Here is a 23,637-nt window from a genome sequence, read left to right as displayed (position 1 = left end):
GGTTCTAAATGATGCTTATCGTATTAATGAGCGTATTCCACGAGCATTGGCTGCAGCTGTTTTCCTTCCAACGCCGCGTAGCAGGCTTCCGGTATCAGGTCCATTCTCGCCACGAGCGAGTTCGGCTTCTGCTGCGGGTTATCCTGGCCGAACGGAACGAAATATATATTCTTCGTAACCAGCAGTTTGGCGATATTGGCTGCATTCAGTCCCAGTCCATCATTTGTTGAAATGGCAAGCACGAGCGGTCTGCAGTTTCTCATCTGCGCCTTGGCAGCCATCAGAACAGGGCTATCCGTCATCGCGTTCGCCAGCTTGCTGGTCGTATTCCCTGTGCAAGGTGCAATGACCAGCACATCAAGAAGCTTGGAAGGTCCAAGCGGCTCCGCCTCAACAATCGTAGAAATAATATCATTCCCGGTTATATCTTTCAACTGTTTCTGCCAATTTTCCGATGTCCCAAATCGGGTATCCGTCGTCATGATGGTGCTCGATACAATCGGAATCACATTCGCTCCGCCCGATTTGAAACGCTCGATCTGCGGCATCACTTCTTCCAGCGTGCAGTGGGACCCCGTCAGGGCATAGCCCACCGTTTTTCCATTCCAATTCATTTCGCATCCCCCCGAATCTTGATTTCTTCAGAAATCAGCTCCACCAGCGCATTGGCGATAATGATGCCGGCTGTCTTAGGAGCCACGATTCCGGGTAGTCCGGGTGCGAGCATGGCTTTGATACCCCGTTTTTCGGCATAGCGAAAATCGCATCCGCCGGGTGCGGAGGCGAGATCGATGATAACGGCCTCCCGAGGCATTTTCGAGATGATTTGTGCTGTGACTATCATAGTTGGAATCGTGTTAAAAAGCAAGTCAATGCCGGCTACGTGAGTCCCCAAATCCTTTATGAGAAAAGGCTTCCAGCCCATTTCCTCCGCTCTGGCATAATGCTCCGATTTCCGTACGCCCATCATGACATTCGCACCGAGCCCCTGCAGGCTCCGCGCCATCGTAAATCCCGTCCGGCCCATGCCGAGCACCATGCTCGTGGATCCATGAATCGTAAAATCGGTATTTTGGATCGCCATCATCAGCGCTCCTTCTGCCGTCGGGATGGAGTTGTAGATCGCTACATCGTCCCGCTCAAATATTTCCACCAGCTTGATGTTATATTTGTCGCACAGCGATCGTAAATAAGGTTTGGCCATGCCGGTATAAACGACTCCGTGCTTCGGCATAGCGGCAATATGATCCTCCTGCAGCCGTAATGGACCTTCCGAAAACAATGCGCTGACACGTCCTTCATCATCACAGCCCACTACCGGCAAAATCAGGGCATCGGCATCCGCCATCAGCTCGGTGGAAAGCGTCTCGCGCGTAACCCCTTGGAATGAATCCTGCAGCTTCTCAAAGCCCGCGATCATGACGGAAGCATCCATCTCGGCGCACTTGCGGATCACTTCAATTTGCCTTGCGTCTCCTCCAACGAAGACGGTCCGGACTCCAGTCAGCATGGAAGGCGTCGCTCCTTTCTTTCTAACCAATGTATAGACCATCTTATGCTGCGGCCCATAAGGTGGTGAGCGAATTATCCATGTAACGCGTTGGATAGCCCCTTACGCTGCGGGAAGCGAGGTTTCGGCCCTATGGTCACGTCGCACGGAGGACGCGACAAACCGGGGATGTCCTTGGCAACGTCAAAAAAGGCCGCCTTGGCTAATCAGCCAAAACGACCTTTCCAATTCGATGTGTAGAGCTCGTAAACGCGAGCCTATTTCCCCGTGTGTCCAAATCCGCCCGTACCGCGAACGGTTTCGGACAGCTCTTCCACCTCGGCAAAGGCGACTGCAGGGACGGTCTGAAATACCATTTGCGCTATCCGCTCGTTCCGCTCGATCGTAAATGGCTCTTGTCCCAAATTGATGAGCAGCACCTTCACTTCGCCGCGATAGTCGGCATCGATGGTGCCCGGCGAATTCAAGCAGGTAATCCCGTGCTTGAACGCCAGTCCGCTGCGAGGGCGGATTTGGGCCTCCAGCTCTGCCGGCATGGCCATTGCAAAGCCAGCCGGGATCAGCTTGCGCTCGCCGGGCTGCAGAACGACCGGCTCCGGTACAGCGGCATGCAGGTCGAAGCCTGCAGCGAGCTCGGACATTTTCACAGGCAGCTTCACATCTTCATTACCGGGTAATCTATGGATTTGAACGTAGTGCAACAAATTCATTCCTCCTAAGTCCATTCAATGCTTTGTCTGAGGTTCCAACCATCGCGAGTGCATATGGAGTATTAAACATTCGGTCGAGGACGGCATTCACATCCTCCATGCTTACTTGCTCAATGCGCTTGATCAGCTCATCAAGGGTGTGATGCCGGCCCAGCATCAGCTCGTTCTTGCCAAGCCGGTTCATGCGGCTGCTGGTGCTCTCCAGACTAAGGATGAGGCTTCCCTTCAGCTGCTCCTTCCCCTTCTTGAGCTCCTGCTCCGTCATTCCGTTCGTTGCCAGATCATGCAGCATCTCGATCGTCAAATCCAGCACGTCCTTCGTCTGCTTGGGCGCCGTGCCCGCATAGATGGTGAACATGCCGCTGTCCGCATGGGAGCTGTGATAGGAATATACCGAGTAAGCGAGCCCCCGCTTCTCCCGGATTTCCTGGAACAGCCGCGAGCTCATTCCACCGCCGATGGCATTGTTCAGAAGCACCATTGCATATTGCAGATCCTCGCCGATCGAGCAGCCCGGGAACGACATGCAGATATGATTCTGCTCGGTCTTCTTCTTCCGGAACTGGACGCCGTCCAGAAATGACGGCACCTCAAGGGCTTGGGGCGCACGGCGATTGGAAAATCCGCCGAAGTGCCGCTCCAGCAGCTCGATCGTTCCTTCATTGATATTTCCGGCAAGCGCAATGACCGTATTCTCGATCGTATAGTGATGTTCCATGTAAGCGCGCAGCGCATCGGAATCCATCGCTTCCAGCCGTTCCTTCGTACCAAGGATCGGAAATGCGAGCGGGTGATCGCCATAAACGGCCGTTGACATCAGGTCGTGCACCAGATCATCCGGCGTATCCTCATACATGGCGATCTCTTCCAGGATTACATTTTTCTCCTTGGCCAGCTCTTCCGCATCCAGCTTGGAGTTGAAGAACATATCGGAGAGAACATCGACAGCAATCGGAAAATGCTCATCCAATACCTTAGCATAATAGCAGGTATACTCTTTAGCCGTGAACGCGTTGACGTTTCCACCGATCGCATCGAACTGCTCGGCAATCGCACGGGCGTCAAACCGCTCCGTCCCTTTGAACATCATATGCTCTATAAAATGCGTAATCCCATTGATCTCCGGCGTCTCATTACGGGATCCGGTCTTCACCCAGATGCCGAAGGATACCGAACGACTTGTGGGGATGCTCTCCATAACCACACGCAGGCCGTTTGACAATTGTATTTTTTTCACGCAAGGCCCCCCTAACTGTCCATCCAGGTTCATTTCAGCTGACCAACAGCCTCATGCCATCCATTCATTCTATCAAACTTTACCATGTGCCACAACACCCTGGACTTCTAGGTTCCGCCCGGCATGATCCGGTCAGGCGAAAGCGTCTGGCTGACCGTGCCGATCGATAGACCCTTGGCCCGTATCCCGTCAATCATGCCCTTCAACGCTTTCGAGGAGGAGTCTGTTGGATGCATGAGAATGAGGAAGCCCGGTTCGACCTTGCTGCTTATTTTCTGAACGACCGCTTCCGGCGCAGGATGCTGCCAGTCCACGGTGTCAAGCGTCCACAGCACCGTTTTCAGCCCCCGGGCATGGGCGATCGCTACCGTCTGCTTGTTGAAATCGCCGGAAGGGGGCGCAAACCATTTATTTTCCACCCCTAAACTGGTCTTAAGGAGCTCCTGCGTTTTCGCAATCTCCAGATCGGCGCGTTCCCTGCTTAGACGGCTCATGTTGGGATGGGTGAAAGCATGATTCTCGACTTCATGGCCCCGCTTTACAATCTCGCCTGCAAGCTCCGGATTTTTCTTGAGCCAGCTGCCGTCGAGGAAGAAGGTGGTCTTGATATTTTCCTCATCGAGCGTATTCAGCATGGGCTCCAGAAATTCGTTGCCCCAGGCAACATTAATCATGAGCGACACCATCGGTTTATTCGGGTTCCCCCGATAGATCGGGTGAGATGCAAGATCCAGGTCGTTTAGCGTTACTTTGGCCGGAATTTCACGATATACGAGCGGGAGGGCCTCTCCCTTCCCCCGGTTCTTCACGGCCAGATTATATGTAGCCTCCACATCGACCTCAAGTCCGTTATAGCCGGGGATTGCCTCCCATACTCTGTCCACTCTCGCGTCAACAGGCTCTACTCTTTCCTTGGCAGCCGCAGCCTCAATCTGATTGAGCAGCTCCACGTCGACTACCGCTCCCGTAAGACTGCTGCTGTTCACGAGCTTTGTATTTGCCGCGGGCTCAAGTCCGGACACATAACCCCACGCGCCGCTGAACACGGCGGCAGCCGATACCAATGCGGTACCGGTCAGGAGCACGGCGATTTTCTTATCTTTCATGGGCTCTCCCACTCCCCCTCAGGCAGCTTTGTCCCATTTTATGTGCCGGGCTCCGGAATTATGAGCCAAAAGTAGAGCTGCGGCCTCGGTATGAGGGTGTGTGGCGAGCTAGACGCAAAAAAAGAGCCAGAATCAGGTTCTGCCTCTTTCTTCATTTGCTATTTCGGACGCTCAGGCTATGGCCCGCGCTTACTTCGCTTCCGCAGTCAATACCGCTTTGCGCGACAGGTTAATGCGTCCTTGCTGATCGATTTCCGTGACCTTAACGGTGATGACGTCACCAATGGCAACAACATCCTCCACCTTCGCCACCCGTTCGGTCGACAGCTGGGAAATGTGAACCAGCCCGTCTTTATTAGGCAAAATTTCCACGAACGCGCCGAACTTCTCGATCCGTTTGACGGTACCGGTATAAATTTCGCCGACCGCGACTTCCTTCACAATGCCTTCGATAATCGTAAGGGCTTTGCGGTTCATCTCTTCATTCGAAGAAGCGATAAATACGCGTCCATCCTGTTCGATATCGATCTTCACGCCGGTCTCCTCAATGATTTTGTTGATAATTTTGCCGCCGGCTCCGATGACATCGCGGATTTTGTCCGGATTGATCTGCATCGTGATGATCTTAGGCGCATATTGGGACAAGCTTGCTCTCGGTTCTTTGATGACCTCCATCATTTTGCCGAGGATATGCATGCGTCCTTCCTTTGCTTGCTGGAGTGCTTCCTGCAAAATCGCGCGGTCAATGCCGTCGATTTTGATATCCATCTGAATGGCGGTAACCCCATCCGGCGTTCCGGCAACTTTGAAGTCCATATCGCCGAGATGGTCCTCCATTCCCTGGATGTCCGTCAGAATGGATACATGCTCTCCGTCCTTAATCAAGCCCATGGCTACACCTGCTACAGGCGCTTTGATCGGTACACCGGCATCCATCATCGCCAGCGTGCTTGCGCAAATGCTCGCCTGGGAAGTCGATCCGTTCGATTCAAGCACTTCCGATACCAGGCGGATCGTGTACGGGAACTCGGCTTCATTAGGAATAACCTTGCTCAGTGCACGCTCACCCAAAGCACCATGTCCGATCTCCCGGCGACCCGGCGCGCGGAGGGGACGAGCCTCACCTACGCTGAACGGCGGGAAGTTATAGTGGTGCATGAAGCGCTTGGTCTCTTCCAGGTCGATGCCGTCAAGAATCTGCACATCGCCGAGGGCACCCAAAGTACATACGCTGAGCGCTTGCGTTTGACCGCGCGTGAACAAGCCGGAGCCGTGGGTTCTTGGAAGCAGACCCGTGTCGCATTCGATCGGACGAATCTCGGACAGGCCGCGTCCGTCCGGACGAACCTTGTCATGCGTAATGAGACGACGGACTTCCTCCTTCACGATGTCGTGAAGAACCTCTTTAACATCCTTCAAAAGTTCCGGCGTTTCAATATACTTTTCCTCAAATACGGTATAAGTCTCTTCATTAATCGCATCGATGGCATCCTGACGGGCATGCTTCTCTTCAATGCGAACGGCTTCGACAAGGCGGGCCTCCGCAAACTCGCGAACCTCGCGATTGACGTTTTCGTCTACGGCATGGAGCTTCACTTCCATCTTTTCCTTGCCGGCAACGGCCACCAATTCCTCGATCTTCGCCACAATCTTCTTGATTTCCTCATGACCGAACATGATCGCTTCCAGCATCACTTCTTCCGGAACCTCATTCGCTTCGGCCTCAACCATCATGATCGCGTCTTTCGTACCTGCAACGACGAGATAAATGTCACTGGCTTCCTGCTCTGCAATTGTAGGGTTCACGACAAAATTGCCGTTAACTCGTCCTACCGCCACGCCGCCGATCGGTCCGTTGAACGGAACATCGGAAATGCTGAGGGCTGCAGAGGTACCGATCATCGCGGCAATTTCCGGCTCGCAGTCCTGATCCACGCTCATGACGAGATTAAGGACCTGAACATCGTTGCGGAAGCCTTCCGGGAACAGCGGCCGGATCGGACGGTCAGTCAAGCGGCTTGCAAGGATTGCTTTCTCGCTCGGTCTGCCCTCCCGCTTAATGAATCCCCCCGGGATTTTACCAACCGCATACAATCTTTCCTCATAGTTCACCGTTAACGGGAAGAAATCCAAATCCTTCGGCTCACTTGAAGCCGTCACCGTACAGAGAACCGCCGTGTCGCCGTAACGGACCATAACAGCCGCATTTGCCTGCTTGGCCAGCCGACCGGTTTCGAGTACGAGAGGTCTTCCGCCAAGCTGCATTTCAACACTAGTTTCCATGTATTCCCTCCTCATAGGGATAAATTTTTTTGTCGTCTTCTAGCTTTCAGTATTGCCTAAAAACAGCATCATCTTTAATAATGCCGCCCGTTTGATCGATCGGAGTGTTTCACTGGATTCTATTGCTCGAGCTTATGTACGACAAACAACGAACTCATCTTGGAACACTCGATGACGAAAGCGGGAAACGCCGGCAGAAGCTTAAAGCTTGTGGAAGGCGAATCGGGTATATCAATATCTATGTGAATATCTTTCGCTGCAAAGCCTCGGCTTATGAATAACAGCATGGCTTTACAGGAAAGCGGGCAAACGAAAGCAATTTCCATAATACTTAGAAAAGAGCCCGGTTGTGCCGCTGTCGTTCCAAGAAGGACAGTGGACAACCAGGCTGTTTTCGGTAAATCCTATGGATGATTAGCGACGCAATCCAAGCTTCTCGATCAAAGCACTGTAACGTTTTACATCCTTGTTTTTCAAGTATGCAAGCAACTTACGGCGTTGGCCGACCATTTTCAGCAATCCACGGCGGGAATGATGATCCTTCTTGTGCGTACGCAAGTGGTCAGTCAAGTTCGTAATGTTTTCCGTTAGGATAGCGATCTGCACCTCTGGAGATCCTGTATCGGACTCGTGAGTTTTGTGCTCGTCAATCAGTTGTTGTTTACGTTCCTGAGTCAATGCCATCCTGTTCACCTCCTTCGTCATAATCGCCGTTGGCCCAGATACCGACGGTGAGATCAAACATCCAAGCCAAGGTTAAATTGCCCGAATCCCGGGCAACCTCTAAGAGTATAGCATACTTTTCCGAAAAAAGAAAATCCGATCCGCTAATTTATCGAAAAAGCGTGCTGCCCTATTCCATGTCCTTGAGAATCCTGCGGGCTTCGACCGCATCCCGGTGAATCCACTCCACAAGCTCCTGCACCGATTCGAATTTATGCTCTTTCCGAATATATTGAACCATCTCCACCGTCATGACCTGACCGTATAAATCGCCGCTGTAGTCGAAAAGATGCACCTCGAAGATCGGCTTCGTGATGCCTTCATGGAACGTTGGCTTGACACCGACGTTCATGACCCCGGCAATCCAGCCCCCCTCCTGATCCGAACGGGCACGCACGGCGTACACGCCCAGGGCCGGGATGACGTACGGATCCGTCAGCTCGAGATTCGCCGTCGGAAAGCCGATCTGCCTTCCGCGCTTCTCGCCGTGGATTACGGTTCCCCGAATGCTGTAATTTCTGCCGAGCCACCGGTTAGCATCCGCGAGCTGTCCGGTCTGCAGGGCAATCCGGATAGAAGAGCTGCCTACCTTCTCTCCATCCACTAAGAATGGCGGAACGGTGACGACAGACATCGCCCCTTCGCTTAATGCCTGAAGCTTGACGGCATCTCCCGCTCCCTTATGTCCAAAACGGAAATCGAATCCGACCACGGCCGTCTGCAGCGAGAGCGGGAGCAGCATGTCCGATACGAACGCTTCCGGACTGACTTCGGAGAACGCTTTGTTGAACTCCACAACGTACAGGATATCAATCCCCATCTCCTGCAGCAGCTTTTCCTTATCAGCCTGGGGAGTAAGATAGCCCTCATAATTTCCTTTGCCGATCACATCTTTAGGATGGGGATAGAAGGTGATGAGAGCGGCAGGAAGCCCTTGCTCCCGCGCAATTCCGACGGCCGTCGAAATCACGCTCTCATGACCCAGATGCAGACCGTCAAATTGTCCGATGGCCGCGACCTTCGGCACGCCGGCTTCCAATACGTTCTCCGGATTTATGGGGTAGGACAACGATACAATCCTCATGTTTCTCACCTCCATTCAACTAGAACAAGCACTATCTTGAAAATACCTTCACTGGCACGATCGCGCCTGATTCGGCTTGCCGCTTGTAGATTCCAAGAAAGCTTCCTTGGCTGTCATAGAGCCGGATCGGCTCGTCGCCTTCAACCAGAGGCTCCACGGCTCTGGCGGACAAGCGCTGTCCTTGCAGGGCAGCTTCCGCTTTCTCATCCGATACGGTATGAGCCGGAAGATGGGAGACCGCCCGGTCGACCGGAATCAGCTTATTCTGAAGCTGTCCTTCCTTCATAAGCTGTTCAATGGTTTCAAGGGTCAGGCAGTCGGCTGCCGGAATGCCGGCCGAGATCGTGCGTACAAGCCGAACCATGACGGAAGGAACGCCGAGCTTGCGGCCGATATCAACGCACAATGTGCGGATATATGTACCTTTGGAGCACAGCACCCGAAACGATATTTCGGGATAGGCGCCGCTGGCGTCAAAGCCGGTCATCTCAATCTCATGAATGGTGACGGTCCGGCTTTTGCGTTCAACGGTCTTCCCTTCCCGCGCAAGCTCATACAGACGCTTGCCGTTTACCTTGACGGCGGAATACATCGGGGGAACCTGGGAGATTTCACCCACAAACGAACGCAGCGCTTCCTCCGCTTCCTCCCTCGTTACCAGCACGCTGTCTGCCTCTTCAATGACCGTACCCGTGGCATCCTCCGTATCCGTAGCATACCCAAGACGCAGAACAGCCTCATATTCCTTCGGCAGTTCCTGCATATACTCCACGACTCGCGTCGCTCTGCCCAAACACAGGGGCAGCACTCCCGTAACCTCCGGATCAAGCGTACCCGTATGGCCAATCCGTTTCATGCGGACAATTCCTCTTACTTTGGCTACCACATCATGCGATGTCCAGCCGGCGGGCTTATGCACGGCCAAAATACCTTCCAACTCTGTCATAACCGTAGTCTCACCTGCTCCACAACGCGGGGGATAACATCCTCCAAAGGCCCCTCCAGACTGCAGCCGGCAGCCCGGACATGGCCTCCGCCTCCGAACCCTTGGGCAAGGGCGGCAACGTCGACTTTTCCGGCGGAGCGAAGGCTAACCTTCACGATACCGGATTTCAGAAGCTTAAACAAGATTCCGACCTCGACGCCTTGAATATTGCGGGGATAATTGACAATCCCCTCCAGATCCTCGCTGGCTGCACCGCAGCGGTCCATATGGTCAGGGGTAACGTGCACCCATGCGATTTTTCCATCCTCCGACACCTGGAGCGTATTCAGCGCTTCAACAAGCACTTTCATCTGGGGAAGAGTCATCTCTTCCAGCAGGATCTCCGCGAGCTCCGGCCCGTTAACGCCATGACCTAGCAGCTCTGAGGCAATGCTCATCACTTTAGGCGACGTGTTCGTATAACGGAAACCTCCGGTATCTGTAAGAAGCCCCGTATAGACGGACGTAGCAATCTCGGCATCCCAGGTGATCCCGCATACATTCAACAGGTCATACAGAATTTCTGCCGTCGCGGCGGCTTGAGGCAGCACCAGGTTAACGGAGCCGTACCGGTCATTGGTAGGGTGGTGGTCGATGTTCACGATTCTGGCATTCTCGGCAAACAACGTCCGGATGTGCCCTACCCGGGCAAAATCCGCGCAATCCACGCAGATCACATGCGTAAACGTCCGATCCGGCAGCTCTTCCGACCCGTTGATAATATCCTCGGCATGCCACAGCATGTTCATTCGTTTCGGGATCGGCCCTTCATTGATCATCGTGAATTTCTTGCCCAGACATGAGAGAAGCCAGCCCACCGCAAGGGTGGAACTGACTGCATCTCCATCGGGCTGAACATGCGACACAACCAAATAGTCATCGTGCTCCAGCAGAAACGACTTTACCTGCTGCAGCTCTTGCTCATAGGTCTGCATTCGCCCTCTCCTTTATTTACGAACTTGCATTATTTCTCTTCGCGCTCTCCGATTTCGTTGAGCAGCTTCTCGATCCGGCTGCCATAGGCAATGGATTCGTCAAACTTGAAGATCAGCTCCGGAACATGCCGGAGACGGATCCGTTTGCCAAGCTCGGAACGGAGGAAGCCGGTGGCCTTTTCCAGACCTTTCAAGGAAGCTGCCTTCTGTTCTTCGTCACCGAGCACGCTCAAGTACACCTTGGCTTGTGACAAGTCATTCGTCACATCAACGCCGGTCACGGTAATGAAGCCGATTCTCGGATCTTTGATTTCAGTCTGAATCAGTTGGCTGAGCTCTTTCTTAATCTGCTCGCCTACGCGCCCTGTTCTGATTTTTGCCATCGTTGATCACCTCGTTTATTAGCGCTCTACCGTCTCCATGATAAAGGCTTCGATGACGTCTCCTTCTTTCACATCGCTGTAGCTGGCCAACGTAATACCGCACTCGTAGCCTTGTGCCACTTCCTTCGCGTCGTCCTTGAAACGCTTGAGGGAATCGATCTTGCCCTCATGAATGACGATGCCGTCGCGGATCAAGCGGGCTTCGGCATTGCGCGAGATTTTTCCGGAAGTAACCATACAGCCTGCAATCGTACCAATCTTGCTCACTTTAAAGGTGTTGCGGACTTCCGCATGTCCGATCACGGTTTCTTTATATTCCGGATCGAGCATCCCCTTCATAGCTTGCTCAATTTCCTCGATTACATTATAGATGACACGGTGCAGACGCACGTCAACCTTCTCCTGCTCCGATGTCTGTTTTGCTTGAACATCCGGACGGACGTTAAAGCCGATGACGATCGCATTGGAAGCAGCCGCCAAAATAATATCGGATTCCGTGATCGCTCCGACGCCGCTGTGGATGATTTTTACGCGTACGCCTTCCACTTCGATCTTGTTAAGCGAGCTCTTCAAGGCTTCAACCGAGCCCTGTACGTCACCCTTAATGATCACGTTCAGATCCTTGATCTCGCCGTCCTTGATATGCTTGAACAAGTCGTCGAGGGTTACGCGGGTATTCGTGTTAAGCTCGGACTGACGCTGCGTGACCGCACGCTTCTCGGCGATCGAACGCGCCTTGCGCTCGTCCTCGAACACCATGAACGGATCGCCTGCGCCCGGCACTTCCGTAAGACCGGTAATTTCAACCGGCGTGGATGGACCGGCTTCTTTCAGGCGGCGCCCTTTATCATTCACCATCGCACGGATGCGGCCGAAGCAGTTGCCCGCTACAAACGCATCGCCGACTTTCAGCGTTCCGTGCTGAACGAGGATACGTGCAACCGGGCCTCTTCCCTTATCCAGCTCCGCCTCAATAACCGTACCGCGGGCACGCTTATCCGGATTGGCTTTGTATTCATTCACTTCGGCAACAAGCAGAATCATTTCGAGCAGATCCTCGAGACCCATGCGCTGTTTTGCCGAAACGTTAACGAAGATCGTATCTCCGCCCCATTCCTCCGGCACAAGCTCGTATTCGGTCAACTCCTGCTTCACCTTATCCGGGTTGGCAGACGGTTTGTCGATTTTGTTCACGGCCACGATGATCGGCAATCCTGCCGCCTTCGCATGGTTGATCGCTTCTACCGTCTGCGGCATCACGCCGTCATCGGCTGCGACAACAATAATCGTCATATCCGTAACCTGCGCACCGCGTGCACGCATAGCGGTAAACGCTTCGTGGCCCGGCGTATCCAGGAAGGTGATCTTCTTGCCGTTGATTTCAACTTGATAAGCACCGATGTGCTGTGTGATGCCGCCGGCTTCGCCGCCGCTCACGTTCGTGGAACGGATCGCATCCAGCAGCGTCGTTTTACCGTGGTCGACGTGACCCATGATGGTAACGACCGGAGGGCGCTCCTTCAAATCTTCAGGCGCGTCATTCTCTTCGACTGTCTCGAACCGGTCTTCTTCCACCGGAATCTTCACTTCAACCTCGACACCGAACTCCCCTGCAAGCAGCTGAATCGTCTCGATGTCCAGCTCCTGGTTGATCGTGGCCATCACGCCGAGGAAAATCAGCTTCTTGATGACTTCGGAAGCGTCCTTATGAAGCAGCTTCGCCGTTTCACCGACGGTCATGTCGCCACGGACGATAATTTTCTTCGGCGTGTTGTCGATTTTCTCACGAGGCGGCTGCTGGTTGTTCTGGTTCCGTCCGCGGTTATTCTTCCCACCGCGATTGTTGCCGCGGAAACCGCCCTGGCGGTTGTTATCATCAAACCGCTTGGAATTGTTGTTGTTATTGTTTCTTCCGCCCCGGTTGTTTTGACCGTTGCTGTTGTTCTGGCTGCCGGAGTCATTGCGTCCCGTTCTGCCTTGCGGACGCGAAGCGCCTTGAGCGCCGTTGTTCTGCGGACGAGCACCGCCTTGACCTCCGCCTTGCGGACGGGAGCCGGTTGCTGTACCGCCTTGCGGACGGGAGCCAGTTGCTGTTCCACCTTGTCTTGGTGCCTGGTTGCTGCGATTTTGGTTCTGGCTTCCTTGAGCCGGGCCTGATTGGTTTCTGCGAGAATCCTGTCCCTGTCCTTGTGGACGCTGGGAACCGGATGTGTTCTGGTTATTTTGATGATTTCTACTATTCATACCTACCTGCTTTTCCTGTTGTTTTTTGGGTTGACCTTGACCTTGACCGCGCTGACCTGCATTTCGAGAGCCGTCTTGCCCGCTGCTTACTTTCGCATCAGCAGCGGAAGAGTTGGAAGCAACCGACACGGGCGGCTTGCGGCTCTCGCCGCGGGAAGCGTCCGCACCGTCACGCTTGGCTGCCGCATTCGATTTGATATCCTTAAAGAACTGCTCAACTTTGGATACCGTATCGTTCTCCATGACGCTCATGTGGTTGTTAACCGGAATGTTCAAACGCTTAAGGATCGTTATAATTTCTTTACTGCTCATATTCAGCGATTTCGCGTATTCATATACGCGAAGTTTATTGTCTTTGTTTTCTTGTTTACTCAATATACTCCACCTCCGACATTGTCTCCATTGTTCTGGAGATCATTTCTGCGAATCCTTGATCCGTAACGGCCAGCACAACCCGCTCGGGTTTACCTACACTTGTGCCCAGACTTTCCCGGTCAAATCCGATTACCAGAGGGATGTTATAAGAACCGCATTTGTCGCGGAACTTTTTTTTAGTATTATCTGAGGCGTCACCCGCAAGAATAACCAACTTTGCTTCTGAAGACCGGATGGCTTTGAGCACGATCTCATCACCCGTAACCACCTTGCCGGCCCGCATGGCCAGGCCGAGCTGAGAAAGCGCCCTATTCATCATCGGCTGCACGCTCTTTAGCAGCCAGGAATTCATCCTCAACCTTGATGAAATCCTGGGCCAATTGTTCATAGATCTCGGGTTTCACTTGCTGCTTCAACGCTCGATCCAAAGCTTTATTTTTTTGTGCAAGCTTGAAGCAGGAAACTTTGCCGCATAGATAAGCGCCGCGGCCCGACTTTTTGCCGGTCAGATCAATCATGACCGCCTCGTCGGGCGTTCTGACAATCCGGATCAGCTCTTTCTTCGGCATCATTTCCTGACATGCCACACATTTACGCAGCGGTATCTTTCTCTGTTTCAAGACGCTTACCCCCCCGCTTGTTTCGGAATTAATCCACGGAGACGGAATCCTGGTGCATTTCACCGGATTGGGATTTTGGTCTGCCAAATTCCTGCTCCGCCTGGCTTTCGCTCTTAATATCGATCTTCCAGCCTGTCAATTTAGCTGCAAGGCGCGCATTCTGGCCCTTGATGCCAATGGCCAGTGAGAGCTGGTAGTCGGGAACAATGACGCGGGCCATCTTCTCATCCTCGAACACTTGAACCTCAAGCACTTTCGAAGGACTGAGGGCGTTGGCCACGTACTCCTCAACCGAATCGGAATAGCGGACGATGTCGATCTTCTCCCCGCGGAGCTCGTTCACGATCGTCTGAACGCGCATCCCTTTCGGGCCAACGCAGGAGCCTACCGGATCGACCTCTTCATTACGAGAGTAAACCGCAATCTTGGAGCGGTAGCCCGCTTCACGCGCAACCGAACGGATCTCGACGACGCCGTCGAAAATTTCCGGAACCTCCAGCTCAAACAGGCGCTTGAGCAGCCCCGGATGCGTGCGGGAGAGCATGATTTGCGGACCTTTCGTAGTGTTCTCGACCTTCGTGATATACGCCTTGATCCGATCGCCATGCTTGAACTTCTCGTTCGGCATCAGCTCCGTAAGCGGAAGCGCGGCTTCGATCTTCCCGAGGTCGATGTAGATGTTTCTAAGGTCCTGGCGCTGCAGCGTACCGGTGACGATATCGTCTTCCTTGTCGATAAACGCGCTGTAGATCAAGCCGCGCTCGGCTTCCCGAATGCGCTGCGTAACGACCTGCTTCGCCGTCTGAGCCGCGATTCGACCGAAATCGCGAGGCGTTACCTCGATCTCGGCGATATCCTCGAGCTGGAAATGCGGATTGATTTCGCGTGCCGCATGCAGCGAAATTTCCGTCCGCGGATCCAGAACCTCTTCAACGATCAGCTTCCGTGCAAACACTTTGATGACGCCGGTATTGCGGTTCATGTCTACACGGACATTTTGCGCAGTGTTGAAGTTACGCTTGTAACTCGAGATCAGCGCAGCCTCGATGGCTTCAAACAACACATCTTTGCTGATGCCCTTCTCTCTCTCCAGCTCGTTCATCGCTTCAATAAAATCCATACTCATTGAAAATCGGTTCCCCCTTTCAAAACTTCCGTCTAAAAAATGATGGCCAATCTGGCGCTGGCTACTTTTGCATATGGAATAACGTGCTGTTTCTTGCCCGTTTGAATAACAAGCTCTTCTTGCTCGAAGGACTCCAGCTTGCCCTCGAATTCCTTCAGCCCGTCGATCGGCTCGTATACCGTAACGAATACGTTCTTGCCGACAGCCTTGGCGACGTCCTCCTTCTTCTTAAGCGGACGTTCGGCGCCCGGAGAGGAAACCTCGAGAAAATAAGCGGTCGGAATCGGATCGTTCTCATCCAGCTTCTGGCTCAGATATTCGCTGATTACTCCGCAATCGTCAATATCAATGCCGCCTTCTTTATCTACAAACACACGCAGGAACCAGCTGCTTCCTTCCTTTACGTATTCCACATCGACCAGTTCGAAGCCGTGTTCATCCAGATACGGCTGCACCATTTCTTCCACAGTCGTTTTAATCTTTGATGTGCTCAAAGAACATAACCTCCAAGTTGATTTCCTATATACCAAAGAGTAAAGAGTGGGTTGCCCCACTCTTTACACAACGGTTTTATCTCCATGATTACCAAAAAAATTATAACATAGTCTGGTAATAGTGACAAGTATGACTCCTTGACTGTCAAGGAAGCCTCCTGAGCAGCAACGGGCCCGGCCTGAGAGATATGAAGAAATCAGAATAATGAGAGCTGATTGCTCTCCGGCAAACCGCGGAAGCAGCCCATCTGGGTCAGAAGTTCCACCGCCGTCTTACTCGCCTTGGACTTCTGCTGGAAATCTTCTATCGATAAAAACTCGCCGAATTCGCGCGCAGCCGCAATGTTGCGGGCGGCGTTTTCGCCGATACCGGCCAAGGCCGAGAACGGCGGGATGAGCGAATTTCCGTCAACCGTAAATTTCGTTGCATCCGAACGATAAAGATCGATGCTCTTGAAGGTAAAGCCTCTGGCCGTCATTTCCAGCGCCATTTCCAGGATCGGCAGCATGCCTTTCTCCTTCGCGCTGGCTCCGAAGCCGAGCTGCTCGATCTCCTCGATTCGGCGGTAAATCGCCTCATATCCTTGACAGCACAGCTCAATATCAATATCCTCGGCGCGGACCGAGAAGTACGTCGCATAGTATTCGATCGGATAATACAGCTTGAAATACGCGGTACGCACTGCCGAGATAACATATGCAGCCGCGTGGGCTTTCGGGAACATGTACTGGATTTTGAGACAGGAGTCAATGTACCACTGAGGCACCTTGCATCGCTTCATCTCGTCGATCCACTCCTGGGTAAGCCCCTTACCCTTCCGCACGCTCTCCGTAATCTTGAAGGCGAGGCTTGCATCCATCCCGGCCTTGTAGATCAGGAACAGCATGATATCGTCACGACAGCCGATAACCGTCTTGATGTTGCATGTGCCGTTCTTGATAAGCTCCTGCGCATTGCCGAGCCATACGCCGGTACCGTGCGAGAGGCCGGAAATTTGCAGCAGGTCGGCAAAGCTGGACGGCTGGGATTCCACAAGCATCTGCCGTACGAACTTGGTTCCCATCTCCGGAACGCCGTAGGTCGCCACCGGAGAACGGATTTGCTCCGGGGTTACCCCGAGCGCTTCCGTGGAGTTGAACATGCTCATTACCTTCGGATCGTTCATCGGAATCGTCGTTGGATCGACGCCGGTCAGATCCTGCAGCATTCTCATCATCGTCGGATCATCGTGTCCCAGAATATCAAGCTTCAGCAGGTTCGCATCAAAGGCGTGGTAATCGAAATGCGTGGTCTTCCATTCGGCGTTGACGTCGTCGGCCGGATACTGAACCGGGGTGATATCCTCCACCTCGATATAGTCCGGGACAACGACGATACCGCCGGGATGCTGACCGGTGCTTCGTTTCACGCCGGTACAGCCGGCGGCTAGCCGGTTCAGCTCCGCACCACGCCAACGCTTGTTATGATGCTCCTCATATTTCTTTGCAAAGCCGAACGCCGTCTTCTCGGCGACGGTACCGATCGTCCCCGCCCGAAACACGCTCTTCTCTCCGAACATTTCCTTCGTAAAGTTATGGGCATGCGGCTGATATTCCCCGGAGAAGTTCAAGTCGATATCGGGAACCTTGTCCCCTTTGAAGCCGAGGAACGTCTCAAACGGAATATCCTGTCCTTCGCCTTTCATCATGTTGCCGCAGTTCGGGCAAGCCTTGTCCGGCAAGTCGAAACCGCTCGGGACGCTGCCGTCGAGGAACCACTCGCTGTGCTTGCACTCTTTGTTCAGGCAGATGTAATGCGCCGGCAGCGGGTTAACCTCGGAAATGCCGAGGAAGGTGGCAACGACCGAAGATCCGACGGATCCCCGTGAGCCGACCAAGTATCCGTCGCGGTTCGATTTTTTTACCAGGCGCTCGGAGATCAGATAGTTCGCGGAGAAGCCGTATTTGATAATCGGCTCAAGCTCCTTCTCCAGCCGGGCTACGACAACCTCCGGCAGATCGTCCCCGTAAATCGACCGTGCTGTCTCATAGCAGGTGTTGCGGATCTCTTCGTCCGCTCCTTCCAGGATCGGAGTGAACAGCTTATCCGGGAACAGCTCCAGCTCTTCGAACCGGTCTGCCAGCTCCGACGTATTGGTTACGACGACTTCATAAGCCTTATCCTCGCCCAAGAACTCGAATTCCTCCAGCATCTCCTCCGTTGTCCGGAAATGCGCATCAGGCTTGCGCATATCCTTCAGCGGACTGAATCCGGTAATACCATGGATCGTAATGTCCCTGAACAGCTTGTCCCGCGGTTCCAGATAGTGCACGTTACCTGTGGCGATCACCGGCTTGTTCAGCTTCTCGCCGATCCGCACCACTTTGGATATGGCCGTCTTGATTTCTTCGGGACTGCCGACCAGGCCTTTATCCACCAAATGCATATACATCGTCAGCGGCTGGATCTCCAGCACATCATAGAAGGCCGCAATTTCTTCCGCTTCTTCCTCGGTCTTGTTGAGCACCGTCTCGAAAAACTCGCCCTTTTCGCAACCGGACAATACAAGCAAGCCTTCGCGCATCTCCTGAAGCTTGGATTTCGGTATGCAAGGCACGCGCTTAAAATACTCCGTATGCGACATCGACACCAGCTTGTACAGATTCTTCTTGCCCGTCATGTTCAAGGCATAAATGCCGCAGTGGAACGGACGCGCATTGGACAGGTCCATGCCGACGTAGTCGTTCAGCCGGTCCAGCATCTTGATCCCCTTCATTTTGTCCGCGTCCGCAAGCAGTCCGTTCAGGATGCCCGCGAGTGCAACGGTATCATCGATCGCACGGTGATGGCTTTCGAGCGCAACCTTGTATTTATCGGCAAGCGTGTTGAGCCGGTGGTTTTTCATCCCCGGATGCAAAAGCCGCGCAAGCTCCAGGGTATCCAGATACGGGTTGTCCAGTGTGTCCATGCCGGCATTTTGCAGCGATGCCTGAATGAAGCCCACGTCGAACCTTGCATTGTGCGCGACAAGCACCGCGTCCCCAACGAATTCGACGAACTCCTTCAGAACCGGTTCAAGCTCCGGCGCGTCCCTTACCATATCATCGTTGATGTTTGTCAATTGCTGAATATGGTACGGTATCCGCTCATGCGGATTGACGAACGTCGCGTACCGGTCGATTTCCTTGCCCTCATGCATTTTGACGGCGGCCAGCTCGATAATTTTGTTCGCGGTTATCGACAGACCCGTTGTCTCGATATCGAAGACGACGTAGGTTGCGCTGCTCAGCTCGATCGGCTTCGCCTGCTCCACGATATTCACCGCATCGTTAACGACGTTCGCCTCGAGTCCGTAAATCATCTTGATCCCGTTCTTCTTCGCATGCTTCGCCGCGTCGGGATAGCACTGTACACCGCCATGATCGCTGACGGCAATCGCCTTATGTCCCCAGCTCGCCGCCGTTTTGATATAGCGGTCGATCGGCGTAACGGCATCCATCGTGCTCATGGTCGTGTGGAGATGGAATTCGACCCGCTTTTCAGGCGCATTATCCTTCCGCGATGGCGGAGCTTTCACCTCGGACAAATCCGTAGGAATCATGACCAGCTCCGGCACCTGCATGAACCGGTCATATTCCACCCGGCCTCTGGCCTTAACCCATTTGCCGTCGGCAAGCAGGCTCAACACTTTCAGATCATCCTTCGTCTTGGCAAACATCTTCATCTGCAAGGAATCGCTGAAATCGGTCAAATTGAAGGTGAACAGCGTGCTGCCGTTTCGCAGTTCCTTTCGGTCCAAGCCAAAGATTGTACCTTGGATCGTAATCTTCTTCTCCTCGTCCTGGATATCCTGGATAGATACCGGCTGGTCCTTTATGTCGTAGCCGACCTGCAGCCGGTCCGGAGCCTCATCCTCGTCACCGGCATCCATCTCGGCTTCCAGGCTGCTCATGAGCTGCTCGATAACCTCCCGCTCTTCCTGCCGCTTGCGCTGCTCAAATTCCTCATAGGCAGCCTGCCCATTATCGCCGACCTGCATTTTAACGCGGAGCTGAAGATCGAAGTAATGGCTGAAGAAGCGGGTGATGGCCGTATCGATTTGCTTCTTCCGGGCAAGCTCGAGCGACATGCCGTCCGACATCGTCAGCAGCAGCTGCCCGTCCTCCACCTCGTGCCGGGCCCGGGTCATCCAGCCGTTAACGGATGGAATCTCACGGTGTACCCACTCCAGGAACAAATTCCAGTACTCCTGCACAATGTCGGCAGCCTGCACATTGCCCTGATACCGGAATACAAATACGATGCGGGCAATATGATTCATCTTCTCCTGTATTCTCAGGCAGAAGGTCCGATACACCTCGGCGGGAACGAGCGTCTCCTTCAGGATCGTAATCTTCCACTCCTTGCTCGCCCGGCTCGTCTCCACCTGCTCGATGATACCGTCCAAGAAATAGGGTTCCACCAGATTGGCCGGAACTTCGCCCTGCTTCATCAGCAGTTCAAGCCGTTTCCTTTTATCTTCTGCTGTGCCCATGGTTCCCTCCCCCTAAGTTTTCACGCGAATTGCTTATAAAAACAGTAGAAGCTTCCGCCGGCAGCATCCACACGTCCTGCCTCGAAACAGAGCGATGGGTCTACTGCCATCCGGAAGCTTGCTCCAGACGCACATATTCCGGGTACAGGAGAACGAAGAAGCAATCTGTAGCCCTCCTCCCTCTACCCGGAATATCAAATTATCGGTATATTAATACGCTCTGGCAAACAGTACGGTATGCTTCGCATCATCACCGCAAACGAGACATTTCGTCTTCGTCTCGCCCGGCTCAAAAGGTATGTTCCGGCTGGTCGCCCCGGTCTCCTGCTTTACGGTATCCTCGCAAGCCTCGGAGCCGCACCAACCCGCCAGGGTAAATCCGCGCTTCTCTTCCATGCTCGCCTTCATCTCGTCCAGTGTATCCACCGAATAGAAATGATCCTCGCGGAACTGCTTCGCGCGGTTATACATTTCTTGATGCACCTGCTCCAGCATGCTCTGAACCTCTTGGACCAGATTGGCCTGCTCGACGACTTTCTTCTCGCCGGTGATTCGGGATACCAGCACGCAAACCCCGTTTTCCATATCACGAGGTCCGATCTCCAGTCGCACCGGAACGCCGCGCATTTCATACTCATTAAACTTCCAGCCCGGGCGCACATCCGGATTATCGTCCACACGAACCCGGATACCGGCCGCTTTCAATTCACGGTAGAGCTCGTCCGTACGGCCAACCACGGCATCACGAGTCTTCGGAGGACCGATCGGAATCATAATGACCTGAGTCGGCGCAACCTTCGGCGGGAGCACCAATCCTCGGTCATCCCCGTGAACCATGATCAAGGAGCCGATCAGACGCGTGCTGACGCCCCAAGATGTGGTGTGGGCATACTCCAGCGTATTTTCGCGGTTCAAATACTGAATCTCGAAGGCCTCCGCAAAATTGGTGCCCATATAATGGGACGTCCCTGCCTGGACAGCTCGTCCGTCCTTCATCATAGCTTCGATGGAGAACGTGTCGACGGCTCCGGCGAACTTCTCCGATGGCGTCTTCTGTCCTTTAATCACCGGAATAGCCAAATAGTTCTCAACAAAATCCTGGTAGATGTCCAGCATTTGCATCGTTTCTTCCCGAGCCTCGGCTTCGGTTTCATGAGCCGTGTGGCCCTCCTGCCACAGGAATTCGCTTGTACGGAGGAACGGCAGCGTTCGCTTCTCCCAACGTACCACGTTCGCCCACTGGTTGATCTTCACCGGGAGATCGCGATAGGATTGAATCCATTTGGAGTACATATGCCCGAACATCGTTTCGGACGTCGGTCGAATCGCCAGACGTTCCTCCAGCTTTTCTCCTGCCGCCTCGGTTACCCATGGCAGCTCCGGATTGAAGCCTTCTACATGCTCTTTCTCTTTCTGGAAGAAGCTTTCCGGAATGAACAGCGGGAAGTACGCATTGCGGTGCCCCGTTTCCTTGAAACGGCGATCCAGCTCCTCCTGGATATGCTCCCAAATTTCATAGCCGTCCGGCTTGAACACGATGCAGCCCCGGACCGGCGAATAATCCATCAGGTCCGCTTTTTTGATGACATCGATATACCAGCGGGAGAAGTCCTCTCCTTGCGGCGTGATCTCCGTCACGAATTGTTTATCCTTCGATTCCTTCGACATAAAAATCCTGTTCCTCCCATTATTAAAACGCTTCTTCGGGCGATTGTGCTGTAAGCCTGCTTCCGAATGCGGCGCTATTGGCGATATGTGTAAGCAGGCCCTGCGAATGACGGTTCGTATCACTCGTGCATTCGGGAAGAGGCCTGCCGGTAACGGAAAACCCCAGGAGGCTAAAGATCCGAGAGCTTCAGCGTAAAGCCGCTCCTATGCAAAGAGAGCTTACGGCTGATCGCTGCACGGGTACACCCCGCTGGATGTTTTATCCGTTGATTAAGCGAAGTATGTCATTGTACGTCACGGCAATCATCAGCAGAAACAGCATCGCAAAGCCGATAAAATGCACCATGCCTTCCCGGTTCGGATCAATCGGCTTCCCGCGCAATGCCTCTATGCCGAGGAACACGAGCCGGCTGCCGTCAAGCGCCGGAATCGGCAGCAGATTGAAGATGCCGAGATACAAGCTCAATATGGCCGCCCAATAGGTCAGCTGTTCAATTCCTTGCTTCGCGATCTGTCCGGTCACTTCGAATGTGCGGACCGGGCCTCCAAGATCATCCATCGAGAATTGCTGGATCAATTGCCTGAACCCTTGGAAAATAATGCTTGTCGTGTCTACCATCGCGGTACCCGCGCCCGTAATCGTCTCACCGATGCCTGCCGATCTGGTCGGAAGCTCAGGAACGATCCCGACCTTGCCGCCTTCCTGGCCTTCCATCGTGCGCGGCGTCAGTGTCAGCTCGAAGGATTCGTCGCCGCGGCGGACGGTCCAATCCATCGGCTTGTCCTTGGATGCGGCGATCAATTCGATCATCTTCTGATAATCCGAGCCGATGGCAACACCGTTAATGCTCTCGATGATGTCACCCTTCTTCAGGTTCGCCTCATCGGCCGGCATGCCTTTTGTAATCTCTCCGATCTGCACATAAGTCGGATTTTCGACCGGAATGCCCGCCATCTGAATATGCAGCGCGAACAGAACAAAAGCCAGAATAAAGTTCATCACCGGCCCGGCAAAGATGGCCAAGGCTCTCTGTCCGACCGTCTTGCTGCCGAACTGGCGGTCTCTTGGCGCGATCTGGGTCTCAATGCCTTTGGCCACGGTCATCGCCTGCGGGTGAATCTGGTACTGCTGGTGCTCGCCGTCCACATCCAGCCGCACCGACAGCCGATCCACCATATCCATGAATTCGACCTCTCCGCGGATCACGTTCTTCCGGTTGTCGAGCTGGTCTAAATAAATCTTCTTTACCTGATTGTCCGAATTCAATCGGACCGCAATCGTCTGACCTGGATGAATTTCAACCAGTTCAGGGTCTTCGCCCGCCATGCGCGCATATCCGCCGAAAGGCAGCAGGCGAAGCGTAAACTGCGTTTCGTTGCGTTTATAAGAGAACAGCTTCGGTCCAAAGCCGATCGCAAATTCCCGCACCAAGATCCCCGCACGCCGGGCAAAGTAATAGTGCCCCCATTCATGCACTGTGACAATGACAAAAAACATGAGCACCGTTAAAAAAACGATCCGCAGCATTTCCAAATCCGTACATCCCCCTTTTCCTCTGAGAACGCAGTATGTCCCTATAGATTATCATTATTCTCCTGTCGTCCACAAGAGAATCACAAGCTGTCAGCTTTTTTCAAGG

At 53.6% G+C, this 23,637-nt stretch carries 19 protein-coding genes; all 19 read right to left on the bottom strand.

The genetic code is table 11. From position 1 onward, the window contains the following. Positions 1–23: 23 nt before the first annotated feature. The gene (locus tag NSQ46_RS11460) at positions 24–614 is read right to left on the bottom strand and encodes a dipicolinate synthase subunit B (RefSeq protein ID WP_007128700.1); all 591 of its coding nucleotides are present in this window, start codon (positions 612–614) and stop codon (positions 24–26) included. Further along, positions 611–1,510, bottom strand: a complete 900-nt coding sequence (gene dpsA / locus NSQ46_RS11455; protein ID WP_007128701.1) for a dipicolinate synthase subunit DpsA — start codon at positions 1,508–1,510, stop codon at positions 611–613. The genes NSQ46_RS11460 and dpsA overlap by 4 nt, the downstream gene beginning before the upstream one ends. Positions 1,511–1,767: 257 nt before the next feature. After that, on the bottom strand, positions 1,768–2,214 hold the full coding sequence (gene dut, locus NSQ46_RS11450; RefSeq protein ID WP_208604280.1) for a dUTP diphosphatase: 447 nt from the start codon (positions 2,212–2,214) through the stop codon (positions 1,768–1,770). Then, positions 2,189–3,457 (bottom strand): pitrilysin family protein, encoded by a 1,269-nt coding sequence (locus tag NSQ46_RS11445; protein ID WP_007128703.1) that lies wholly within the window; start codon positions 3,455–3,457, stop codon positions 2,189–2,191. The genes dut and NSQ46_RS11445 overlap by 26 nt, the downstream gene beginning before the upstream one ends. A gap of 107 nt (positions 3,458–3,564) precedes the next feature. Further along, positions 3,565–4,563 (bottom strand): polysaccharide deacetylase family protein, encoded by a 999-nt coding sequence (locus NSQ46_RS11440; protein WP_028405658.1) that lies wholly within the window; start codon positions 4,561–4,563, stop codon positions 3,565–3,567. Between the two features lie 189 nt (positions 4,564–4,752). Further along, positions 4,753–6,846: a polyribonucleotide nucleotidyltransferase gene (pnp, locus tag NSQ46_RS11435; protein ID WP_007128705.1), complete on the bottom strand. Its 2,094-nt coding sequence runs from the start codon at positions 6,844–6,846 to the stop codon at positions 4,753–4,755. 414 nt (positions 6,847–7,260) lie between these two features. After that, positions 7,261–7,530: a 30S ribosomal protein S15 gene (gene rpsO / locus NSQ46_RS11430; RefSeq protein WP_006211281.1), complete on the bottom strand. Its 270-nt coding sequence runs from the start codon at positions 7,528–7,530 to the stop codon at positions 7,261–7,263. A 169-nt stretch (positions 7,531–7,699) separates the two neighbouring features. Further along, positions 7,700–8,653 carry a bifunctional riboflavin kinase/FAD synthetase gene (locus NSQ46_RS11425; protein ID WP_342576772.1) on the bottom strand — a complete coding sequence of 318 codons (954 nt, stop codon included), beginning with the start codon at positions 8,651–8,653 and terminating at the stop codon, positions 7,700–7,702. A gap of 31 nt (positions 8,654–8,684) precedes the next feature. After that, on the bottom strand, positions 8,685–9,599 hold the full coding sequence (gene truB / locus NSQ46_RS11420) for a tRNA pseudouridine(55) synthase TruB (RefSeq protein WP_342576771.1): 915 nt from the start codon (positions 9,597–9,599) through the stop codon (positions 8,685–8,687). Then, on the bottom strand, positions 9,596–10,573 hold the full coding sequence (locus NSQ46_RS11415; protein WP_028405662.1) for a bifunctional oligoribonuclease/PAP phosphatase NrnA: 978 nt from the start codon (positions 10,571–10,573) through the stop codon (positions 9,596–9,598). The genes truB and NSQ46_RS11415 overlap by 4 nt, the downstream gene beginning before the upstream one ends. A gap of 29 nt (positions 10,574–10,602) precedes the next feature. Next, entirely contained in the window at positions 10,603–10,956 is a 354-nt protein-coding gene (gene rbfA / locus NSQ46_RS11410; protein ID WP_007128709.1) for a 30S ribosome-binding factor RbfA, read from the bottom strand. 18 nt (positions 10,957–10,974) lie between these two features. Continuing rightward, on the bottom strand, positions 10,975–13,575 hold the full coding sequence (gene infB / locus NSQ46_RS11405; protein WP_342576770.1) for a translation initiation factor IF-2: 2,601 nt from the start codon (positions 13,573–13,575) through the stop codon (positions 10,975–10,977). Beyond that, complete coding sequence (locus NSQ46_RS11400; protein ID WP_028405664.1) at positions 13,568–13,891, bottom strand: YlxQ family RNA-binding protein; 324 nt, start codon at positions 13,889–13,891, stop codon at positions 13,568–13,570. Before NSQ46_RS11400 ends, infB begins: the two co-directional genes overlap by 8 nt. Continuing rightward, the gene (locus NSQ46_RS11395) at positions 13,884–14,195 is read right to left on the bottom strand and encodes a YlxR family protein (RefSeq protein ID WP_342576769.1); all 312 of its coding nucleotides are present in this window, start codon (positions 14,193–14,195) and stop codon (positions 13,884–13,886) included. Before NSQ46_RS11395 ends, NSQ46_RS11400 begins: the two co-directional genes overlap by 8 nt. Before the next feature lie 28 nt (positions 14,196–14,223). Then, entirely contained in the window at positions 14,224–15,321 is a 1,098-nt protein-coding gene (gene nusA, locus NSQ46_RS11390; RefSeq protein WP_007128713.1) for a transcription termination factor NusA, read from the bottom strand. A 32-nt stretch (positions 15,322–15,353) separates the two neighbouring features. After that, positions 15,354–15,815, bottom strand: coding sequence for a ribosome maturation factor RimP (gene rimP, locus NSQ46_RS11385; RefSeq protein WP_007128714.1), 462 nt, complete (start codon positions 15,813–15,815; stop codon positions 15,354–15,356). 197 nt (positions 15,816–16,012) lie between these two features. Next, positions 16,013–20,329: a PolC-type DNA polymerase III gene (locus NSQ46_RS11380; protein ID WP_341342154.1), complete on the bottom strand. Its 4,317-nt coding sequence runs from the start codon at positions 20,327–20,329 to the stop codon at positions 16,013–16,015. A 210-nt stretch (positions 20,330–20,539) separates the two neighbouring features. After that, complete coding sequence (gene proS / locus NSQ46_RS11375) at positions 20,540–21,997, bottom strand: proline--tRNA ligase (RefSeq protein WP_007128716.1); 1,458 nt, start codon at positions 21,995–21,997, stop codon at positions 20,540–20,542. Between the two features lie 259 nt (positions 21,998–22,256). After that, complete coding sequence (gene rseP / locus NSQ46_RS11370) at positions 22,257–23,531, bottom strand: RIP metalloprotease RseP (RefSeq protein WP_007128717.1); 1,275 nt, start codon at positions 23,529–23,531, stop codon at positions 22,257–22,259. Positions 23,532–23,637: the final 106 nt, after the last annotated feature.

Origin of the sequence: Paenibacillus sp. FSL M8-0142, from assembly GCF_038597315.1 — a bacterium.
Lineage (GTDB): Bacteria > Bacillota > Bacilli > Paenibacillales > Paenibacillaceae > Paenibacillus_AQ > Paenibacillus_AQ lactis.
Note: the sequence above shows the minus strand (reverse complement) of the source record. Positions and strands in the feature narration are given on the sequence as shown.

What these genes read in the sequence shown, in the direction of transcription:
- NSQ46_RS11380 (WP_341342154.1), bottom strand. Translation starts at nt 20,329, where the DNA reads ATGGGCACAGCAGAAGATAAAAGGAAACGGCTTGAACTGCTGATGAAG.
- rpsO (WP_006211281.1), bottom strand. Translation starts at nt 7,530, where the DNA reads ATGGCATTGACTCAGGAACGTAAACAACAACTGATTGACGAGCACAAA.
- pnp (WP_007128705.1), bottom strand. Translation starts at nt 6,846, where the DNA reads ATGGAAACTAGTGTTGAAATGCAGCTTGGCGGAAGACCTCTCGTACTC.
- NSQ46_RS11425 (WP_342576772.1), bottom strand. Translation starts at nt 8,653, where the DNA reads ATGAGGATTGTATCGTTGTCCTACCCCATAAATCCGGAGAACGTATTG.
- NSQ46_RS11440 (WP_028405658.1), bottom strand. Translation starts at nt 4,563, where the DNA reads ATGAAAGATAAGAAAATCGCCGTGCTCCTGACCGGTACCGCATTGGTA.
- NSQ46_RS11460 (WP_007128700.1), bottom strand. Translation starts at nt 614, where the DNA reads ATGAATTGGAATGGAAAAACGGTGGGCTATGCCCTGACGGGGTCCCAC.
- nusA (WP_007128713.1), bottom strand. Translation starts at nt 15,321, where the DNA reads ATGAGTATGGATTTTATTGAAGCGATGAACGAGCTGGAGAGAGAGAAG.
- truB (WP_342576771.1), bottom strand. Translation starts at nt 9,599, where the DNA reads ATGACAGAGTTGGAAGGTATTTTGGCCGTGCATAAGCCCGCCGGCTGG.
- rbfA (WP_007128709.1), bottom strand. Translation starts at nt 10,956, where the DNA reads ATGGCAAAAATCAGAACAGGGCGCGTAGGCGAGCAGATTAAGAAAGAG.
- NSQ46_RS11400 (WP_028405664.1), bottom strand. Translation starts at nt 13,891, where the DNA reads ATGAATAGGGCGCTTTCTCAGCTCGGCCTGGCCATGCGGGCCGGCAAG.
- proS (WP_007128716.1), bottom strand. Translation starts at nt 21,997, where the DNA reads ATGTCGAAGGAATCGAAGGATAAACAATTCGTGACGGAGATCACGCCG.
- dpsA (WP_007128701.1), bottom strand. Translation starts at nt 1,510, where the DNA reads ATGCTGACTGGAGTCCGGACCGTCTTCGTTGGAGGAGACGCAAGGCAA.
- NSQ46_RS11415 (WP_028405662.1), bottom strand. Translation starts at nt 10,573, where the DNA reads ATGCAGACCTATGAGCAAGAGCTGCAGCAGGTAAAGTCGTTTCTGCTG.